This window comes from Neisseria sp. HMSC03D10 (genome assembly GCF_001807625.1).
In the GTDB taxonomy this organism is placed as follows: domain Bacteria; phylum Pseudomonadota; class Gammaproteobacteria; order Burkholderiales; family Neisseriaceae; genus Neisseria; species Neisseria mucosa.
In genome coordinates, this window is sequence record NZ_KV789529.1 from 8,288 (window position 1) to 25,856 (window position 17,569).

Consider the following 17,569-nt stretch of genomic DNA (forward strand, 5'->3'; position numbering starts at 1 on the left):
TGTCTGCGGCTTCGTTGCCTTGTCCTGATTTAGTTAATCCACTATATGTTTCAGATGGGAAAAAGGTCGTCTGAAAACCGCGACCGGCATTCAGACGACCTCATGCGGATCAAAGCAGTTTTTTGATGTCGGCGGCAATGGTTGCCGGTTCGCTGCCGTAAGGCGAGAAAATCGCCACTTCGCCGGTTTTATCGATCAGATACGCGCCGGAAGAGTGGTCAACCAAATAGTTTTCGCTGTCTTCTTTTTGATTGACTTTGGAGGACACCACGCGGTATTGCTGTTTGATGACCGGCAGGCTTTGGTCGCCTGTCGCAGTCAGGCCGATAAATTCAGGATTGAACTGTTTGACGTATTTGCCGATGACTGCGGGCGTGTCGCGCTCGGGGTCGATGCTGACGAACACCACTTTCACATCTTTCGCCTGATCGCCCAACTGTTTCAATGTGTCGCTGTAAGTCAGCAATTCGGTCGGACAAACGTCGGGGCAGTGCGTATAACCGAAGGACAGGATCACGACTTTGCCTTTCAGGTCGCTTAAGCTGAACGGCTTGCCGTCGCCGTCGGTCAGCGTGAAATCGCCGCCGATGTCCTCTTTACGCATATCCGTTCCCGGACCTTGCGGTTTGGGAGCGGCAGCAGCATTAAGCGAGGTCGTTTCAGGAGAAGAAGCAGGCGTTGCGGCTGGGGCGGACGCTGTTGAAGAAGCGGCTGAAGCAGGCGCAGGATTTTGTTCCGGCGCTTTGGCTTCTGGTTTGCAGGCAGCAAGTGCGGCAAGGGCGAATGCGCCCAAAATGGCGGTACGGATTGCAGTAGGTATCATAAAAATTCTCCAATGCGGGTATGGTGTGTGAACGTCGTCTGAAAATAAAAAAATGAAACGAACGCTGCCATCTTAGCGCGTTTGCAACATTTAATATAGCGGTTTATGCCGTTTTTCGGCTGAAAATGAATGATGTTTGATATAAGTGGAAAGAGTAGGGTGCGTCGGGAACAAAATAAAATGAATTTAATGTTTTTAAAAATCAAAAATATAAGCAATATGCCTGCAAACAAGGCAAGATTTTGCTTTACAAGCCCGAATACGCCGCTATAATAGCGACTTCTTCACCAGCCCAGGTGGCGAAATTGGTAGACGCAGGGGACTCAAAATCCCCCGCCGCAAGGTGTGTCGGTTCGAGTCCGACCCTGGGCACCACAATAAACCGCTTATCAGCGGTTATTTTTTTTGCCTGTCTCAGCCTAACACCGTAAACCAAAGCCAAGAAAGATAAGGCTTTCCGCTGGTTTCGGTATCTTTGCATCATATAATCCTGCCTATTTCTGCCTAATTGAAGTAACCTAAAATTTACGGTATCTTTTGCGGTATCTGAAAAATACCTCGAAAAAATACCGTAAAAATGAAGCTGAACGGCCGCCAAATCAAAAACGCCAAACCCGCTGAAAAACCGTTCAAGCTCAATGACGGGAAGGGCTTGGATCTGTATATCAATACGGGCGGCGGGAAGTTATGGCGGTTTGATTTTTCGTATAACGGCAAACGTAAAACGCTTTCAATCGGCAAATATCCGACCGTATCACTGGTAGAAGCCCGCCAAGCCGCTGTCAGTAATACCTTTCGGAACATTACCGCCGAATGGCACAAACACCGTGAAACGGGATTGACAGGCAATCACGCCGCCCGTGTATGGGACAGTTTGGGAAAGGACGTTTTCCCCACGCTGGGCAGCTTGTTTATCAGTGAAATCAAAGTCAGTCAGGTAAAAGAAGTGATTGAAGCGGTAGCGGCAAGGGGACACTTGAAACGGCGGGCGGATATTGCGGCGTATCAAGCCTGTTTTCACTTATGCGATACGGACGGAACGGGCGGAAAACAATCCCGCTGTTCCATTGGGAGGTTTAATCAAAGCCCCAAAGCAGAAACATCAGCCCGCCTTGCCGCAATCGGAACTGATCGAGTTTTACCGCCGTTTGATGTTGAAACAAGCCAAACAGCAAACAAAAATAGCCATGCAGTTAATCATGCTGACCCTCGTCAGAAATAAAGAGCTTAGGGCGGCGGAATGGTCGGAATTTGATTTAGACGGGACAGAGTGGAGCATACCCGCCGCCAAGATGAAGATGAAAGCCCCGCATATCGTCTCCCCCTTGCCGATTGGACGCTCGAGCTTTTGGCAGAACTGAAGGAACTGACAGGACATAGCCGTTATCTGTTCCCATTGGTAAAAGACCCTGACGAGCATATTGAGTGAAAACACCCTATCTTACTTGATGGGCAGAATGGGCTATAAGGGCGTAGCAACGCCCCACGGTTTCAGAAGTCTAGCCACAGACGTATTGAATGAAAACGGTTTTAACAGCGACGTAGTAGAGCGACAGTTTGCCCAGCGGCGAAACCATCACGGCAGACGGCAAAACCCACACCGTCATCTACAACGGCGACACTAGCCAAGCGGCGGCATACCGACCAAACTGAGAGCTTACCGATTGGCAGCAAAGTATCGCCCGATACGCAGCGGGAAACAACCGCCTATGCTTGGCATTGGGCACGTCCTTTGCTGCTCCCTTGCTATCCCTGTTGGACAATAAACCGCTTATCAGCGGTTATTTTTTTGTCTATCGCAGTCTAACACCGTAAACTAAAACCAAAATGGACAGGGTTTTCAGACGGTTTCGGTATCTGTAAATCATATAATCCCGTCTATTCCTACCTAATTGAATCAACCGTTTTCATGGGTATGATTTGGGGTTTCTGAAATACCCCCGAAAATATATCCCCAAAAATGCCCCTAAATGTCCGTCAATAAAGTAATCGCGGGTTAAAGTTGTATCTAAATGAAATCTTAATTTCAAAACATTGTTAGGCTTTTCAACTTAATCTGTTTTTCTTGTCTTTTGATACGGCAGATACGAAAAGGTCGTCTGAAAACCTGATGGATCAGGTTTTCAGACGACCTTTTTGATGAGAAGGGATTATTTGAAGATGTAGGAATCGGGCATTTCGTCGAAGCTGACGACGCGGCCGCCTTTTTCTTTGGCAAATTTCTCTGCTTGGGCTTTGTCGGCGAAGGGGAGGGCGTCTTCTGCACCCATGCCGCCGATAAAGCCGCTTTCGATGACGTAATAGGCTTTTTTGCCGTCTATCCATGCGGTGTCGGCATTGGGTTTGCTCCAGTCTTTGACTTTGCCCATGTCGGTAACGTAGATGACGTGGATGCCTTTAGGCTCTTCGGGCAGCTTGGTGTAGCCGAACATCTGCTTGATGGTGGAGAACCAGACGGGGCGGTCGGGTTTGCCGTTGAGGTAGATTTGGGCTTTGGGGCCGTTGTGTTCGGTCAGGTTCATGCTGCAATAGTGCCCCACGGCGCGGTCGCTGATTTGCTGAGGCTCAGGCGGCGGGGTGTCATCCTCTTTGGGACAGGCACTCAGGAGCAGGGCGGCGAGGAGCGCAGGTAAAATCTTTTTCATATTTGTCGCTTTCCAAAAATTCTTGCTGCCAAGATAAGGGGAATAATAACCCATAATATCTGCGCGGTCAGCAATACGGGCATGGTCAGGCTGATTTGTTCGCTCAAACCTGCCATGCCTGCGTACATGGCGGTGTTCTCGTAACCGGTCAGGTTAAGCAGGCGGTAGATGTCGGTGGGGTTGAAAAGGAGGACGGTTTCAACGACGGGGGCAGTAATTGTTTGCTGGGTATCGGCGACGAGGATGCCCAAAAGCGCCATGTCGAAGATGACGACGAAAAACAGCCAAACGCCGATGGCGATACCGGCGGCGGTGCCGCGTTCTTTGACTTTCGCGCTGATGAGGTAGCCCATGGACAGGAATGCGGCGCCTAAAATCACGCTGGCGGCAATCAGGAGGGCAAAGGGTTTCCATGCGGCAATGTCGAAGCTGCCGTTGGCGAGTTGGAGCGTGATGCCCGCGATTCCGTAGCCTGCGGTGGTGGCAAGGGCGAGGATGATGAGGTGTCCGATGAATTTTCCGGCAAGGATTTGGTTGCGGGAAACGGGGTAGCTCAACAGCAGTGCCATAGTGCCGCGTTCGATTTCGCCGATGAGGGAATCGTAGGAGAGGAGCATGGCAATGAGCGGAATCAGGAAGATGGACAGGCTGGAGAGGCTGACGACGGTTACGGTCAGTGGGTCGACTTTAACCGAGCCTGTGGGCGAGCTGCCGAGGAAGCCCAATGAGAGGGCGAGGGTGGCGAGCAGGACGGAGGCGGCGAGTACCCAGCGGTTGCGCAGGCTGTCGCGGACTTCTTTTCCGGTGATAATCCAAACGGGGTTCATACGTCCTCCCTTTTTAAGAATTGTGCGTACATGTCGTCGAGTGTGGGTGTGTGGATGTCGAGGTAGGCGAGGTCGGACAGGTTGCCCAGTTCGCTGAGTAATGCCATGCGTTCTTCAGCCTGACATTGCGCCTGATAGCTGAGGTCGTCTGAAAGCGGCTGCCAGCGTCCGCTTAAGGGATGCGGGGCTTTGAGGCGGATGTTGACGGTGAGGGGGAGTCCGCTTTGGACGTGCAGCTCGTCCATGCTGCCGTCGGCGACTTTGACGCCGTTTTTCATGACGACGATGCGGTCGGCGTGGCCGTCGAGTTCGGCGAGGGCGTGGGTGCTGAGGAGGACGGTGGCGCCTCGTCCGTTGAGTTCGCGCACGACTTCGTAAAACATTTGGCGCGAGGCGGGGTCGAGGCCTGTAGTGGGTTCGTCAAACAGCAATACTTTGGGTTCACCCAGCAGCGCTTGGGCGAGGGCGAGGCGTTGGCGCATGCCTTTGGAGTAGGTACCGACGCGGCGGCGGGCGGCTTGGGAAATGCCGACGCGTTCGAGGAGTTCGTGGTTTTTGGTGAGCGGCTGTTTTTTGAGTTTGGCGTAGAAATTGAGGGTTTCGATGCCGCTGAGGGAAGGGTGCAGGGCGACGGTTTCGGGCAGGTAGCCGATTTGGCTGCGCAACTGCGCGCCCGCTTTACTTCCGGTGCGCTCGCCCAGCAGCATGACTTCGCCTTCGGTAGGGGTAATCAGCCCGAGTATCAGTTTGATGAGCGTGGACTTGCCTGCGCCGTTGTGTCCGGCAAGACCGACACTTTCGCCTGCCTTCAAGACTAAATCGACTTGGTTGACGGCTTTTTGTGCGCCGAAGCGTTTGGTTACGTTTCTCAATTCGACATGGTGTGCGCTCATGAGTGCTTCCTTGTGTGGATGGGTTTCAGACGACGTTGAGGGTCGTCTGAAAAGGGCGTTCTTTGTATGGGGTCGTCTGAAAAAGGGAGAAGGGTTTCAGACGACGTTTGTTATGTGGCGGTGTTTTCGACTGTTGACTGCGTTGCGGGTTGCACCGTATTTGCGGCGGATTTCCGTTGGTACGGCAATGAGGGGCAAAACCTTGCTGCGGCGGGGTTTTAAGGTCGTCTGAACACTTTTCAGACGACCTTGCGGGGCGTGTTTGCCGGTTCCGCTTAGTTCAATGAACCGTTTTCGGCATCGCTCCATTCGGACTGATGGGTTTTGGCTTCTTGCAACAGTTGTTCTTTCATGGCTTCGTATTTGGTGGTCGTTTTGTTGCTACCCGCCTTCATCAACGGTTTGCTGTCGATCACGCCGCCGGGAAGGATGGCGGGGAACTGCGATTGCGCCCATTTGACGATGCTGATGGCGGGGCTGTTCATCAGGAGGCGGGAAACGGGCGCGCGCCAGATGATTTGGTCGATGATGCCGTTGGGGCGGTACGCGCTGTCGCCGAAGCCGTCGCCGTCGAGGTCGAAAGCGCTGTTGTCGCTCCAGTAGTTGCCGCGTCCGCCTTCGCCCCAGTCAAGAAAACGTGTGCTGACGTATTTGACTTGGCTTTCGTTGTTGATGAAGGCGTTGTCGGAAAGGGTGGTGCCTTCGATGGCGGCGGTGAAGTGGATGCCGATTTCGCAGTTTTCAAAATGGTTGGCGACGATTTTGTTGTAGTTGGCGTTGTAGGCGAAAACGCATTTACCGGCTTTGTTGATGATGTTGTCGTGGATGTCGGAATAGTTGACGTAGTTGAGCATGATGCCTTGGTCGCGGCTGCCGACGGCGATGTTGCCGTACACGTTGAGGCGGTCGGAAAACATCAAAACGTAGCCCATGTTATTGCCGACGGAAATGTTGCCGCTGACTTCGCTGTCGTTGGTGTACATGTAGTGGACGGCGAAACGCAGGTCGCTGAAGCGGTTGTTTTTATAGGTGTTGTTTTTGCTGGTGTTGGAGAAAATGCCGTCGCGGCCTTTGGAAATGTCGTTGCTGACGACTTGCGCGCCGGGGGCGTTCCAGACGGTTACGCCGTTGCCGCGTTCGTTGACGCGCAGGGTGGAGTCGCCAACGATTTTGTTCTCGCGCACCATGGAATCGGCAGAGCCGTGGATATACACGCCGACGGAGTTGTCGAGGATGTTGTTGTGTTCGATTAAGGCGCGGGGGGCGGTTTCTTCGAGGTAGATGCCGGCATCCATGGCGGGCAGGCTCATACCGGAACGGGTGACGGTGAGGTTGCGCAGGGTAACGTCGGGGGCGATGACGGCAATGGTGCGGCCGGTGCGGTCGCCTTCGATTTTGGCGGAGCGGTCGGCAGGACCTTCGATGGTGATGGGTTTGTCGATAAGCAGTTTGGTTTTGTAAGTGCCGGAGGCGAGCTTGAGCGTATCGCCTGCCTGCGCGCGCGCGATGACTTCGGGGAGGTTGTCGGTCGGGGAAACGTCGATGGTGGCTGCAAAGGTCGTCTGAATCATGCCGCCGAACATAAATGTCAGGACAGCGCGTCGCCATGTTTTGAATTGGGGTGTGTGCATGGAGTTCCTCTGATTCGTGCGGTGAGCGTCGGCACGGTGATGCCTGCCTGTGAGGGCCGTGTTTTTGTTTTATAGCGGAACAGTCTGTTGCGTCCAAACGGTTCTGCTATAAAAGGTCGTCTGAAAACGAGGGCAGCGGGTTTCGCTAAGACCTGAAAGTTTTTTCAGACGACCTTTCCGTTAAGTCAGTGATAAACCGTCAAACCCGATTATCGGGGTTTAACGATCATTTGACCGGACATTTCCATGTGCAGGGCGTGGCAGAACCATTGGCAGTAGTACCAGTGTACGCCCGGACGGACGGCTTTGAAGGTTACCGATTGGGTAGCTTGCGGGCCGATTTCCATGGCGATGCCGTAGCCTTCCAAAGTGAAGCCGTGGGTCAAGTCTTCGATGGTTTCAACGTTGGTCACATATACGGTTACTTCGTCGCCTTGGTTGACTTCGAATTGAGGGATGCTGTACGCAGGCGCAACGGCAGTCATGTATACGCGGACTTTGTTACCCTCGCGGATGACTTTGGCGGCTTTTTCCAGCTCGACACCGTCTTTTTTCGCCTGTTCCACAGCGTCTTGCCAGAACCATGGGTCTTTGCGGTCCCAGGTTTTTTTCGGGTTGACTTTGGAAGCGGCAACCAGACACAGGTCATGCGGTTCGGCAAAGGTCGGGTTGTCGTGTACCAGGCGCATTTCGTCGCCGGAAATGTCGATCAACTGGTCGCATTCCGGTTTCAGCGGGCCGGCGTTGAGGAAGCGGTCTTTGGAGAATTTGTTCAAAGATACCAGCCATTTGCCGTCGGCTTCCTTGGTTTCGCCCATGGTCGTATGGTTGTGGCCGGGTTGGTAGTGGACGTCGAGTTTCTGTTTGATCGGATCCACTTTTTCGCCTTTGTAGGCTTTGATGGCGTCGTCGATGTTCCATTTGACCATTTGGCTGTCGATAAACAGCGTGGTGTAGGCGTTGCCGCGGCCGTCAAACGCGGTGTGTAAAGGACCGAGACCCAGTTGGGGTTCGGCGACAACCACGTCGCGCTCTTTGATTTTGCCGGCGAACAAATCGTCCAGTTTGCTGACGTCCAATACGGTAACGGTCGGAGACAGTTTGCCGTTGAGCATGATGTATTTGCCGTCAGGGGAAGCGTTACAGCCGTGCGGAGAGTTCGGCACGGGGATGTAGCGGGTGTAAGGGGAATTGGCTTCTGCGCGGCCGTCCAGCATTTTCACGCCGTTGACTTCTTTGAAGTCGCCTTTTTTGATGCCTTCTTCGATGGCGGCAAGATTGAAGACTACGCACCAGTCTTGCTCGTTGGAAGAAGCACCTTGTACGGTCAGGGCGCGTTCGGAGTTGTAGCAGGTGGAGAAGGAGTATTTGCCTTGGTAGTCGGCATCGCCGTTGTCCAAGTTGCCATCCACCAATACTTGCCATGCGATGTCCATGGTTTCGCCGTCAATGGCGGTATAAACGGCATTCCAAGTTTTGGCGTCGTTCCAAGTACCCACGCCGCTTACCGGTACGATGTGTTCGCCGTTGGCAAAGACATAGCCGGTTTTCGGATAACGTTGCGGACGCAGACCGTGTACACCGGAAACGTTAGGGATTTCGGTGATTTTGTCGGTTTTCATGAAGTCCAGGCGGACGCGGCAAACGCGGTTGTTTGCTTTGTCGTTGGCATATGCGTAGCGGCCGTCGTAAGTCTGGTCGGTAAACGACAAGTGAGGGTGGTGCAAGTCGCCGTTAGGGTAGCAGCGCAGGCCGCTGTCTTTCAGGAACTGGTTGGTTTCCGGCGTATTTTTTTCATTCAAAATACGCAGGCTCTCGTTGGTACGGCCCCAACCGGTCGCGCTGTCCATGTTGAACACGGGGATACGCATCAGTTCGCGCATGGAAGGTACGCCGATCAAGCGCATTTCGCCCGATTGGCCACCGGAGAGGAAGCCGTAGTATTGGTCGAGTTCGCCCGGACCGACTTCGGAAGTCTGTTTGCCCGGTTCGGCAGAGGCATGAGACTCGGTTTTAGCGGCAGGCGCAGCACCTGAAGCGGCGGCTTTATCGCCACCCTCTTTGGAACAGCCCGCCAAACCCAACAGACCGGCGCCGGCAATACCTGCGCCTGAAACGGCGGCAGTACCTAAGAATGAACGACGGCTTAAGCCGTTTTGTTCTAATTTTTCGTCTGACATACAACACTCCTTGGATAAAATTCGGCAGCCGGCGTTTTCAGACGACCTGCCGATTGAAAAAACGTATTTATGTTTATAAGTGTGGGTACGGTTGACCCGGTATTTCTTTAGGGTTTCAGATTATTCGCCGGCTTTAGGGGCGGTTTCTTTTTTCACAAACTGCACAACCTGCTCCCCAGGCTGCTGTTTTGCAGATGCGGTTTCGGGGTCGGCTTTTGCCGCCGCCTGTTTTTGTTTTTTCTTGTTGGTTGCCACAACTTGCGGGCAACGTGTGTCATGGTGATACATGACTTGGCAGTGCAGGCACTGGATACATTCGTTCGGATGGATGTCGCCTTCCGGTGCAATCGCCTGAACGGGGCATTCGTGCGTACAGATTTGGCAAGGGTTACCGCACATTTTGTAGCGGCGCAGCCAGTCGAATACGCGGAAGCGGCCGGGTAGGGCGATGCCCGCGCCCAATGGGCACAGATAGCGGCAGAAGAAGCGTTCGATAAACAGGCCGGCAACCAAAAGGGTAACGGCAAACGCGACAAACCACCATTCGCGGACGAATTTCAAAATAATCGCCGTTTTAAAAGGTTCTACTTCTGCGAATTTTTCCGCCGTGCCCAAATCGTACAGGGAAATTGCCAACAGTGCGAAGAAAATGACGTATTTAATCGCAGTCAGGCGCGTGTGCAGCAGGTGCGGCACGGTAATCTGTTTCACGCCTAATTTTTTGGCGATACGGTTGGTCAACTCTTGCAGCGAACCGAAGGGGCAGAGCCAGCCGCAGAATGTACCGCGGTTCCACAGCAGCATGGTTGCGGCGGTAAACAGCCACAGGATGAACACAATCGGATCCATCAGGAAGAAGTCCCAACGGAATTCGGTCAGGATGGCGGAGAACAGCGTCAGCGTATTGACGACCGACAGTTGCGCCTGAGCGTACCAGCCGATATAGAACAGGGTAAATGTCAGGAATACCAAGCGGAAGCGGTCGTACCATTTCTCATAGCGGACAATCCAGTCTTGGAACAGGAAGACCAAAAGCAGGATGGTCAAGGCGATGCCGACTACGGCGATTTGTCCTTGTTTCGCTTTCCACACCTGTTTCCAGAGTTGGTTGGATGCACCGTCGTTTGAAGAGGCTTCTTCGGCTATGCCTTTGGTGTCTGAAGCTTGGTCGGCGGCAGGGGCAGCTGCCGGTTCGACTGGCGCGCTGATTTCGACGGGCGGTGCTTTCGGGTCATCGACATAGTAACCTTGAGGCAGCTCGTAATCCAAATCGGCGGTTACGAATGCTTTGTCGTTTACGCTCAGTACGCGTTGAACCATCAACTGCAAACGCCAAGGTTCGGCAGCATCGAATTCCACACCTTCGGGAATCGTAAACCAAGATACTTCTTTAAAGTGGGGCGCGCCTTCGGCTGCCAAATCAACCAAGCGTTCGTGTTGCGCGTCGGTGAAGCGGAAGCTGTTTTCGCCTTGAATCATCTCGATACGATCGAAAATACCGCCGCGGACATAGCCCGAACCTTTCCAAGAATAACGACCTTCACCGGCAACCAAGACAGCTTGTTGACCAGGTTGCAGACGGTTTTGCAGGTTTTTCCAACCTTCCTCGCCCAGCAGGCTTTTGCCGATGGAAGGCTGGCTGACTACGGCAGTGTACAAATCGATAAAGGTATCGTCGCCTGCACCTTGTTCGGCATGTTCGGCAACACCTGCTTTGCCGCCTTTTTCAAACAGCTTGTTGATTTCGTCAACAGTAATGTGCAGATGACCGATGGCTTTTTGTTCCAGCAGTGCATTCCAAGATTGGATATCCTGCTTGTCAGGGTTGACAGCGCGGCGAGGCCGGGTTTGAGCCGCAGGAGCGGCAGCCTGTTGCGTATCCGCAGCATTGGCTGAGGCCGTCTGAACGGCTTTGTCAGTGCCCAAACCATATTTGCCGGCAACAACTTTGAACGAACGCTGGATACTGTCGTTAATCACCATCAGCGTAACGGTCGCGCCGCTGATGATGTCCCCGGGTGCAACACCCGGAGTAGGTGGATTTTTAATAAAATTCAAACCGATATACTTATTGATGAATTTATCCACACGCGATTGCGGGATACCAATAAGCATAATCGGCTCATGGTGATCGACCAGCTTCGCACCGGCGATCGTTCCGTCGTTGGCCAAAGCCATCATCGTATCAATCGGTTTGCTCGAATAGCCGCGTGTATTGACCACGTCCGTCGTGATATACACCAAACCCAACTGCTCGTCGCCCTTATAAACACGGGCAACCATAGGCTTGCCTTCAGGCTTGCCATAACGGTCTGCACCCGGAAAAATTTCCGAAGGCTGGACTTTTGACAAAAAGTCAGGCAAACGCTCAGCGTAAGCGGGCAGTGTCGAAAACAATAGGATAAATACGGCAAACATCGCCAGCATCATATTCAAGATGCCTGATGTGTGTTTCGTTTTTAGGCAGGACATGGCTGTTCCCGATTATTCGATACTCTAAACATTAACATTATATGAATCCATTATTTGCAATAATTTGACCTATGTCAAATTTACAAATCTTAAAACCAGATTTGGAGGGTATGTAATACTTTATAAGTATATGGATATGGGTCTGATTTCATTACAAATAGAAATAGAAAACAAAGTGATTATATGCTTTTGCCTGCTTCTAGATGTCTTGGTTTGGATTGATTATTAGTTGAAATAAACATATGTATTGAATGAGGGCTATCTAAATAAAGAGGTCGTCTGAAAACCGAAAAATCAGTTTTCAGACGACCTTTGTTTAGCTCAAACCCTCCCGGTTTAAGCGGCGTTGACTTTGTCTTCGCGGCGCAGCAGGGTAATCAGGTCGCTGATGCGCTGTTTCATGCTGCGACGGTCGACGATTTGGTCGATAGCGCCTTTTTCCAGCAGGAATTCTGCGCGTTGGAAGCCTTCGGGCAAGGTTTCACGGACGGTTTGTTCGATAACGCGCGGACCGGCAAAGCCGATAAGGGCGTTGGGTTCGGCAAGCACGACATCGCCGAGGAAGGCGAAGCTGGCGGATACGCCGCCCATGGTCGGGTCGGTCAGGACAGAGATGAACGGCAGGTGTTTTTCAGTCAGAAGATGCAATGCCGCGCTGGTTTTGGTCATCTGCATCAATGAGTTGACACCTTCCTGCATCCGCGCACCGCCCGATGCGGCAACACAGATAAAAGAGCAGTTGTCGGCTACGGCACGGCGCACGCCTTGAACGAAGCGTTCGCCGACGACGGAACCCATAGAGCCGCCGATAAAGCGGAATTCGAAGGCGGCAATCACGACGGGCAGGCCGTTCATAAAGCCTTTCATCACGACCAACGCATCATCTTCGCCGGTGGCTTTGCGCGCGGCGGCCAAGCGTTCGGGGTATTTTTTGCTGTCTTTGAATTTCAGCGGGTCGGTCGGTTTGATGTTGGCGGCGATTTCTTCGCGACCTTCTTCGTCCAGAAGCAAATTGAGGCGTTCGCGTGCGGAAAGCGGGTTATGGTGGTTACATTTTGGACAAACTTGGTCGTTTTGCTGAAGTTCGGTCGAGTAGATGGTTGCCGAGCAGGATGAGCATTTGTGCCACAGACCTTCGGGAACGTTGGACGAGCCTTCACTTTTGCTGCGGTTTTTGATTTTGGGCGGTAGGATTTTGTCTAACCAACTCATGGATGACTCCTTGGAATTCGGGATTCAGACGACCTTTGCGTGTGTTTTCGGAAAAGGCCTTAACGGATTGCGTCTTTTAATTCTTTTACCAACGCGCCGACGGCTTCTGCTTCACGGCCTGCGTTATTTTCAATTTCTTTGACGATGCGGCTGCCGACGATGACGGCATCGGCAACGGCGCCGATTTTGCGCGCGCTTTCGGCGTTGCTGATGCCGAAACCGACGCCGATCGGGATGTCGATATACTTGCGCAAAAGCTCTATTTTACGCGAAACTTCTTCGGTATCCAAACTTGCCGCGCCGGTAACGCCTTTGAGCGAAACGTAATAGACAAAGCCGCCTGCAACGCGGGCGATGGTTTGAATGCGCTCTTCGGTCGTGGTCGGGGCAATCAGGAAAATGCAGTCGATGCCGCGCGCTTTGAGTGCGTCGTGCAGCGGGGTGATGGTTTCAACAGGAGAATCGACGGTCAGCACGCCGTCCACGCCGGCTTCAGCCGCTGCTTGGGCAAATGCCTGATAACCTATTTTGTGAATCGGGTTCAGATAACCCATCAGGACGACGGGCGTATTGCCGTTTGTTTCGCGGAAGCGGCGCACGATATTCAATACGTCGTTGAGGGAAACTTTGTTTGCCAACGCGCGCTCGGCGGCGCGCTGGATGGTCGGGCCGTCCGCCATCGGGTCAGAAAAAGGAACGCCCAATTCGAGGATGTCGGCGCCGTTTTCAACCAAACTGTGCATCAGCGCAAGCGTGGTGTCGAGATTGGGATCGCCTACGGTGATATAGGGAATCAGGGCTTTTGCGCCGTCAAGCGCGGCAAAGGTTTGCTGGATTCTGCTCATCTTGATTTCTCGTTTCCGTAACGGCTGTTTCCAGCCGGTTTTCATCGACAATAAGTTGGCAAGTATAGCATTGACTGTCTGTTTCGGGCGAAACTGCATGATATTTCCTGATGATTTTCTGCATGGAAAGGTCGTCTGAAAAAGGGCAGGGCGGTTGTTTTACTGTTATGGAAGCCGTGATGATTTGAATTGTTGTCCATATCGCGCAGTTGCCTTCGAAAATGCTTCAACTTTCCCGCCAAATTCCGTTAATTTCCATTAAAGGTCGTCTGAAAGCCTTCGGTGTCATACTTTCTCGGTTATAATAGCCGGCTTCTTCAATCTGACCCTTTTTTCGGAAATATATCATGGCATTTGCCTCGCTTTTCACCCTTTTGGACGATATTACCGCTGTCTTGGACGACGTTGCCCTGATGACCAAAATGGCCGCCAAGAAAACGGCGGGCGTGGTCGGCGATGATTTGGCGCTCAATGCGAATCAGGTTACGGGCGTGTCGGCGGAACGTGAGCTGCCGATTATTTGGGCGGTGGCGAAAGGTTCTTTGGTGAACAAGCTGATTTTGGTGCCGCTGGCTTTGCTGCTGTCTGCCTTTTTGCCGAAGCTGATTACGCCTTTATTGATGATAGGCGGGATTTATTTGTGTTTCGAGGGCGTGGAAAAGCTGCTGCATAAATTTCTACACCGCCACGAAGCGCATGAAGACGAGGAGGCTGCCGCCGAAACGCTGGACGAAAAAACCAAGATTAAAGGCGCGATTCGTACGGATTTCATCCTGTCTGCCGAGATCATTATTATTGCTTTGGGCGTGGTTGAAAAATACGATCTGATGACCCGTTCGCTGGTGATGACGGCAATCGGCATCGGTATGACCGCTTTTGTGTACGGTTTGGTCGGCGTTATCGTCAAACTCGACGACTTCGGCATGCTGCTGATGCGTCAAAAAAGCACGGGCATCCAAACGGTCGGACGGGGCTTGATTGCCTTTATGCCTTGGTTCATGCGCGGTTTGAGCGTGGTGGGCACGCTTGCCATGTTCCTCGTCGGCGGCGGTCTGATTACCCACAACTTGGGCTTTTTGCATGATTTCTTACACGCGCAACATTGGGACAGCGGTTTGATGGAGCATGTCGCCAACCTCGCCGTCGGGCTGATTGCCGGCGCCGTCGCCTGCGCTGTTGCTCTGCCATTGATGAAGCTGTTTCAAAAACACTAAACAATCGATACGTCGTCTGAAAATGGTTCAACTTTGTTGAATCTGTATTTTCAGACGACCTCTTATTTTCTTTTCTCTGCAATGAACATTTTCCGCAAACTCGAACAATATTGGCAGCATCCTGTGCTGTACTGGCCGCTGGTGATCCTGATTGCCGCCGCCACACCCTTAACTTTCGCACCTTATTACCATTTTTGGTTGATGCCTTTGCTGTTTGGCGCATTGATCCGACTGATTGAACTGCGTCCGCGCTTCGCTGTTTCCACCGCCTATCTGTTTGGGCTGATTGCTTATACGGCGCAGTTTTATTGGATACATACCGCGCTGCACGATGTTTCCGGCTTGCCTAATTTATACGCGATTCCGCTGACTTTCCTGCTGCCGGCGTTTCTCGCGCTGTATCCTGCCGCCTGTTTTTGGTTGTGGAAGAAGTTTCATCTGCCGCGTTGGGTTAAGGTCGGCATCGTTTTGCCGATTTTGTGGACGCTGGCGGAATTTGCCCGCGAACGCCTGTTGACCGGCTTCGGCTGGGGGGCAATCGGCTATTCCCAAATCGTCAAAGAAAGCCCGCTTGCCGGCTTTGCGCCTTTGGGCGGTATTCATCTGGTGACGCTGGCTACGGCATTTGTCAGCGCGTGGCTGGTGTTGCTGATTGACAATACGGGTCGTCTGAAACAGCGCCTGCTGCCGATGTGCATGATAGTCATGCTGTGTACCGTCGGCTATATCGCCCAGCAAACTGACTTTACCAAACCCGACGGCAGCACCAGTACCGTCGCGCTCGTGCAGGGCAATATCGAGCAGAGCCTGAAATGGAATGAAGAACAAGTCGTCCCCACCATTCAGAAATACTACGGTCAAATCAGCAAAACATCCGCCGACATCGTTATCCTGCCGGAAACCGCTCTGCCCGTGATGCGTCAGGATTTGCCGGAAAACATCCTGACCCAGTTTGCCGAGCAGGCGCACACCAACGGCAGCGCATTGGCCGTCGGTATCGGTCAATACACAGCCGACGGCAGCGGATACGAAAACGCCGTAATCAATTTGAGCGACTACGATGATATTTCAGACGACCTCCCGTATTACGCCAAAAATCATCTGGTTCCCTTTGGCGAATACAAACCGCTGCCCTTTTTGACCGAACCGTTGTACAAGCTGATGAATATGCCGCTTGCCGACTTCCGTCGCGGCGGAGCGGGGCAGGCTCCCTTGACGATGAAAGATCAAAAAGTCGCCTTCAACATCTGCTATGAAGACGGCTTTGGCGACGAACTTATTGCTACCGCCAAAAACGCTACGCTGCTTGCCAACGTCAGCAATATGGCGTGGTACGGCGACTCCAACGCGATGTATCAACAGCTCCAGCAATCCCAAGCCCGCGCGATGGAGCTTGGACGCTATATGGTCCGTGCCACCAATACCGGCGCAACCGCCATTATTTCTCCCAAAGGCAGCATCATCGCCGAGAGTGAACCCAATACCGATGCCGTCTTGGAAGGGCATATCAAAGGCTATATCGGCGAAACCCCTTATATGAAGGCAGGCGGTTCGCTGTGGTTGATCGGAGTATTGTCAATCATTGCCATCACACTGTTTTTAATCAGGAAAAAAGCAGATTAAGTTTGAAAAAGCGGTCTTTTTATAAGGCCGTTTTTCTTGAACTTTAATATTTACATACAAGAATGTTTGTAATATACTGAACTTATTCCCAGTAAAACAGTCAAATTTTCAAAATCAATCGAATTTCAAAAAGCAAAAAAATCCACCTATCAAACAGTCTTTTACAGAAAAAGGCATTTGACAGCATACGATAGGGCAACAGGCAGTGATATACTGCACGGCAAACAACAAGTAAACAATAGTCTCTACATCATATAAAGGAAAGCAACTCTCATGAATAACGCCTTTGCATTACCCGTTATCCATAGCGGCAACGGCAGCCTTGAGCAATACATTCATACCGTCAATAGCATTCCCATGTTGACGCCCGAAGAAGAAAGCCAACTCGCGGAGCGTCAGCAAAAAGGCGACCTTAACGCCGCCAAACAACTCATCCTTTCCCATTTGCGCGTCGTCGTATCCATAGCACGAGGCTACGACGGCTATGGCCTGAACCAAGCCGACCTTATCCAAGAAGGCAACATCGGACTGATGAAAGCGGTCAAACGCTACGAGCCCAGCCGTGGCGCGCGCCTGTTTTCATTCGCCGTACACTGGATTAAGGCAGAAATCCACGAATTTATCCTGCGCAACTGGCGACTGGTACGCGTAGCGACCACCAAACCGCAACGCAAACTGTTCTTCAATCTGCGCAGCATGCGTAAAAACCTGAATGCCTTGTCTCCGAAAGAAGCGCAAGACATCGCCGACGATTTGGGCGTCAAATTGTCCGAAGTCATGGAAATGGAACAACGCATGACCGGACACGACATCGCCATCATGGCGGACAACAACGATGACGAAGACAGCTTCGCCCCCATCGACTGGCTTGCCGACCACGATGCCGAGCCCAGCCGCCAACTGTCCAAACAAGCCCATTACGCCCTGCAAACCGAAGGTTTGCAAAACGCATTGGCTCAACTGGACGACCGCAGCCGCCGCATCGTAGAAAGCCGCTGGCTGCAAGACGATGGCGGATTGACCCTGCACGAGCTGGCAGCCGAATACGGCGTGTCTGCCGAGCGCATCCGCCAAATCGAAGCCAAAGCCATGCAAAAACTGCGCGGTTTCCTCGCGGAAGAAGCGGAAGCGGTTTAAAAAAAACAGTTCAGTAGAAGGAAAAAGGTCGTCTGAAACTGAACTGGCCCCCAAATCTTGGACACTC

At 52.4% G+C, this 17,569-nt stretch carries 15 protein-coding genes, 1 tRNA gene and 1 pseudogene; 7 read left to right on the top strand and 10 right to left on the bottom strand.

Translation table 11 applies throughout. From position 1 onward, the window contains the following. Window positions 1-109: 109 nt before the first annotated feature. A complete protein-coding gene (locus tag HMPREF3066_RS05180; RefSeq protein WP_070440923.1) occupies window positions 110-823 on the bottom strand; it encodes an SCO family protein in 714 nt (237 codons plus the stop codon). 290 nt (window positions 824-1,113) lie between these two features. Here HMPREF3066_RS05180 and HMPREF3066_RS05185 point away from each other — a divergent pair. From HMPREF3066_RS05185 to HMPREF3066_RS13525, 4 genes and pseudogenes are all read left to right on the top strand, one after another. After that, window positions 1,114-1,198, top strand: a tRNA-Leu gene (locus tag HMPREF3066_RS05185). Window positions 1,199-1,400: 202 nt separating this feature from the next. Further along, window positions 1,401-2,045 carry a tyrosine-type recombinase/integrase gene (locus HMPREF3066_RS05190; protein WP_321178909.1) on the top strand — a complete coding sequence of 215 codons (645 nt, stop codon included), beginning with the start codon at window positions 1,401-1,403 and terminating at the stop codon, window positions 2,043-2,045. Between the two features lie 48 nt (window positions 2,046-2,093). Further along, window positions 2,094-2,252, top strand: coding sequence for a hypothetical protein (locus HMPREF3066_RS13520; RefSeq protein WP_321178910.1), 159 nt, complete (start codon window positions 2,094-2,096; stop codon window positions 2,250-2,252). Window positions 2,253-2,491: 239 nt separating this feature from the next. After that, window positions 2,492-2,638: pseudogene (locus HMPREF3066_RS13525) on the top strand (hypothetical protein); the annotation flags it as partial. Window positions 2,639-2,973: 335 nt separating this feature from the next. Here the strand turns inward: HMPREF3066_RS13525 and HMPREF3066_RS05195 are convergent. The 9 genes from HMPREF3066_RS05195 to trpA all read right to left on the bottom strand — a co-directional run bounded on the left by HMPREF3066_RS05195 (window position 2,974) and on the right by trpA (window position 13,528). Further along, entirely contained in the window at window positions 2,974-3,468 is a 495-nt protein-coding gene (locus HMPREF3066_RS05195; RefSeq protein ID WP_003759050.1) for a nitrous oxide reductase accessory protein NosL, read from the bottom strand. Further along, a complete protein-coding gene (locus tag HMPREF3066_RS05200; RefSeq protein ID WP_003768097.1) occupies window positions 3,465-4,295 on the bottom strand; it encodes an ABC transporter permease in 831 nt (276 codons plus the stop codon). Before HMPREF3066_RS05200 ends, HMPREF3066_RS05195 begins: the two co-directional genes overlap by 4 nt. After that, window positions 4,292-5,188 carry an ABC transporter ATP-binding protein gene (locus HMPREF3066_RS05205; RefSeq protein ID WP_070440926.1) on the bottom strand — a complete coding sequence of 299 codons (897 nt, stop codon included), beginning with the start codon at window positions 5,186-5,188 and terminating at the stop codon, window positions 4,292-4,294. The genes HMPREF3066_RS05200 and HMPREF3066_RS05205 overlap by 4 nt, the downstream gene beginning before the upstream one ends. A gap of 96 nt (window positions 5,189-5,284) precedes the next feature. Next, window positions 5,285-5,497 carry a hypothetical protein gene (locus HMPREF3066_RS12765; protein WP_141743179.1) on the bottom strand — a complete coding sequence of 71 codons (213 nt, stop codon included), beginning with the start codon at window positions 5,495-5,497 and terminating at the stop codon, window positions 5,285-5,287. Beyond that, window positions 5,464-6,819 (bottom strand): nitrous oxide reductase family maturation protein NosD, encoded by a 1,356-nt coding sequence (locus tag HMPREF3066_RS05210; protein ID WP_070440929.1) that lies wholly within the window; start codon window positions 6,817-6,819, stop codon window positions 5,464-5,466. Before HMPREF3066_RS05210 ends, HMPREF3066_RS12765 begins: the two co-directional genes overlap by 34 nt. 209 nt (window positions 6,820-7,028) lie before the next feature. After that, entirely contained in the window at window positions 7,029-8,999 is a 1,971-nt protein-coding gene (gene nosZ / locus HMPREF3066_RS05215; RefSeq protein WP_003759063.1) for a TAT-dependent nitrous-oxide reductase, read from the bottom strand. Window positions 9,000-9,119: 120 nt separating this feature from the next. Next, window positions 9,120-11,426, bottom strand: a complete 2,307-nt coding sequence (locus HMPREF3066_RS05220; RefSeq protein WP_210385695.1) for a 4Fe-4S binding protein — start codon at window positions 11,424-11,426, stop codon at window positions 9,120-9,122. Window positions 11,427-11,807: 381 nt separating this feature from the next. Continuing rightward, on the bottom strand, window positions 11,808-12,683 hold the full coding sequence (accD, locus tag HMPREF3066_RS05225) for an acetyl-CoA carboxylase, carboxyltransferase subunit beta (RefSeq protein ID WP_070440932.1): 876 nt from the start codon (window positions 12,681-12,683) through the stop codon (window positions 11,808-11,810). Between the two features lie 59 nt (window positions 12,684-12,742). Beyond that, a complete protein-coding gene (gene trpA / locus HMPREF3066_RS05230) occupies window positions 12,743-13,528 on the bottom strand; it encodes a tryptophan synthase subunit alpha (protein WP_070440935.1) in 786 nt (261 codons plus the stop codon). Between the two features lie 347 nt (window positions 13,529-13,875). Between trpA and HMPREF3066_RS05235 the strand changes: the two genes are divergently transcribed. The 3 genes from HMPREF3066_RS05235 to rpoH all read left to right on the top strand — a co-directional run bounded on the left by HMPREF3066_RS05235 (window position 13,876) and on the right by rpoH (window position 17,502). Further along, the gene (locus tag HMPREF3066_RS05235; protein ID WP_003777858.1) at window positions 13,876-14,742 is read left to right on the top strand and encodes a DUF808 domain-containing protein; all 867 of its coding nucleotides are present in this window, start codon (window positions 13,876-13,878) and stop codon (window positions 14,740-14,742) included. Window positions 14,743-14,823: 81 nt separating this feature from the next. Further along, on the top strand, window positions 14,824-16,365 hold the full coding sequence (lnt, locus tag HMPREF3066_RS05240; RefSeq protein ID WP_070440938.1) for an apolipoprotein N-acyltransferase: 1,542 nt from the start codon (window positions 14,824-14,826) through the stop codon (window positions 16,363-16,365). Window positions 16,366-16,638: 273 nt separating this feature from the next. Continuing rightward, on the top strand, window positions 16,639-17,502 hold the full coding sequence (rpoH, locus tag HMPREF3066_RS05245) for an RNA polymerase sigma factor RpoH (RefSeq protein ID WP_003744881.1): 864 nt from the start codon (window positions 16,639-16,641) through the stop codon (window positions 17,500-17,502). Window positions 17,503-17,569 lie beyond the last annotated feature (67 nt).

What these genes read in the sequence shown, in the direction of transcription:
- HMPREF3066_RS05180 (WP_070440923.1), bottom strand. Translation starts at nt 823, where the DNA reads ATGATACCTACTGCAATCCGTACCGCCATTTTGGGCGCATTCGCCCTT.
- HMPREF3066_RS05190 (WP_321178909.1), top strand. Translation starts at nt 1,401, where the DNA reads ATGAAGCTGAACGGCCGCCAAATCAAAAACGCCAAACCCGCTGAAAAA.
- HMPREF3066_RS05195 (WP_003759050.1), bottom strand. Translation starts at nt 3,468, where the DNA reads ATGAAAAAGATTTTACCTGCGCTCCTCGCCGCCCTGCTCCTGAGTGCC.
- HMPREF3066_RS05200 (WP_003768097.1), bottom strand. Translation starts at nt 4,295, where the DNA reads ATGAACCCCGTTTGGATTATCACCGGAAAAGAAGTCCGCGACAGCCTG.
- HMPREF3066_RS05205 (WP_070440926.1), bottom strand. Translation starts at nt 5,188, where the DNA reads ATGAGCGCACACCATGTCGAATTGAGAAACGTAACCAAACGCTTCGGC.
- HMPREF3066_RS12765 (WP_141743179.1), bottom strand. Translation starts at nt 5,497, where the DNA reads ATGGAGCGATGCCGAAAACGGTTCATTGAACTAAGCGGAACCGGCAAA.
- HMPREF3066_RS05210 (WP_070440929.1), bottom strand. Translation starts at nt 6,819, where the DNA reads ATGCACACACCCCAATTCAAAACATGGCGACGCGCTGTCCTGACATTT.
- nosZ (WP_003759063.1), bottom strand. Translation starts at nt 8,999, where the DNA reads ATGTCAGACGAAAAATTAGAACAAAACGGCTTAAGCCGTCGTTCATTC.
- HMPREF3066_RS05220 (WP_210385695.1), bottom strand. Translation starts at nt 11,426, where the DNA reads ATGCTGGCGATGTTTGCCGTATTTATCCTATTGTTTTCGACACTGCCC.
- accD (WP_070440932.1), bottom strand. Translation starts at nt 12,683, where the DNA reads ATGAGTTGGTTAGACAAAATCCTACCGCCCAAAATCAAAAACCGCAGC.
- trpA (WP_070440935.1), bottom strand. Translation starts at nt 13,528, where the DNA reads ATGAGCAGAATCCAGCAAACCTTTGCCGCGCTTGACGGCGCAAAAGCC.
- HMPREF3066_RS05235 (WP_003777858.1), top strand. Translation starts at nt 13,876, where the DNA reads ATGGCATTTGCCTCGCTTTTCACCCTTTTGGACGATATTACCGCTGTC.
- lnt (WP_070440938.1), top strand. Translation starts at nt 14,824, where the DNA reads ATGAACATTTTCCGCAAACTCGAACAATATTGGCAGCATCCTGTGCTG.
- rpoH (WP_003744881.1), top strand. Translation starts at nt 16,639, where the DNA reads ATGAATAACGCCTTTGCATTACCCGTTATCCATAGCGGCAACGGCAGC.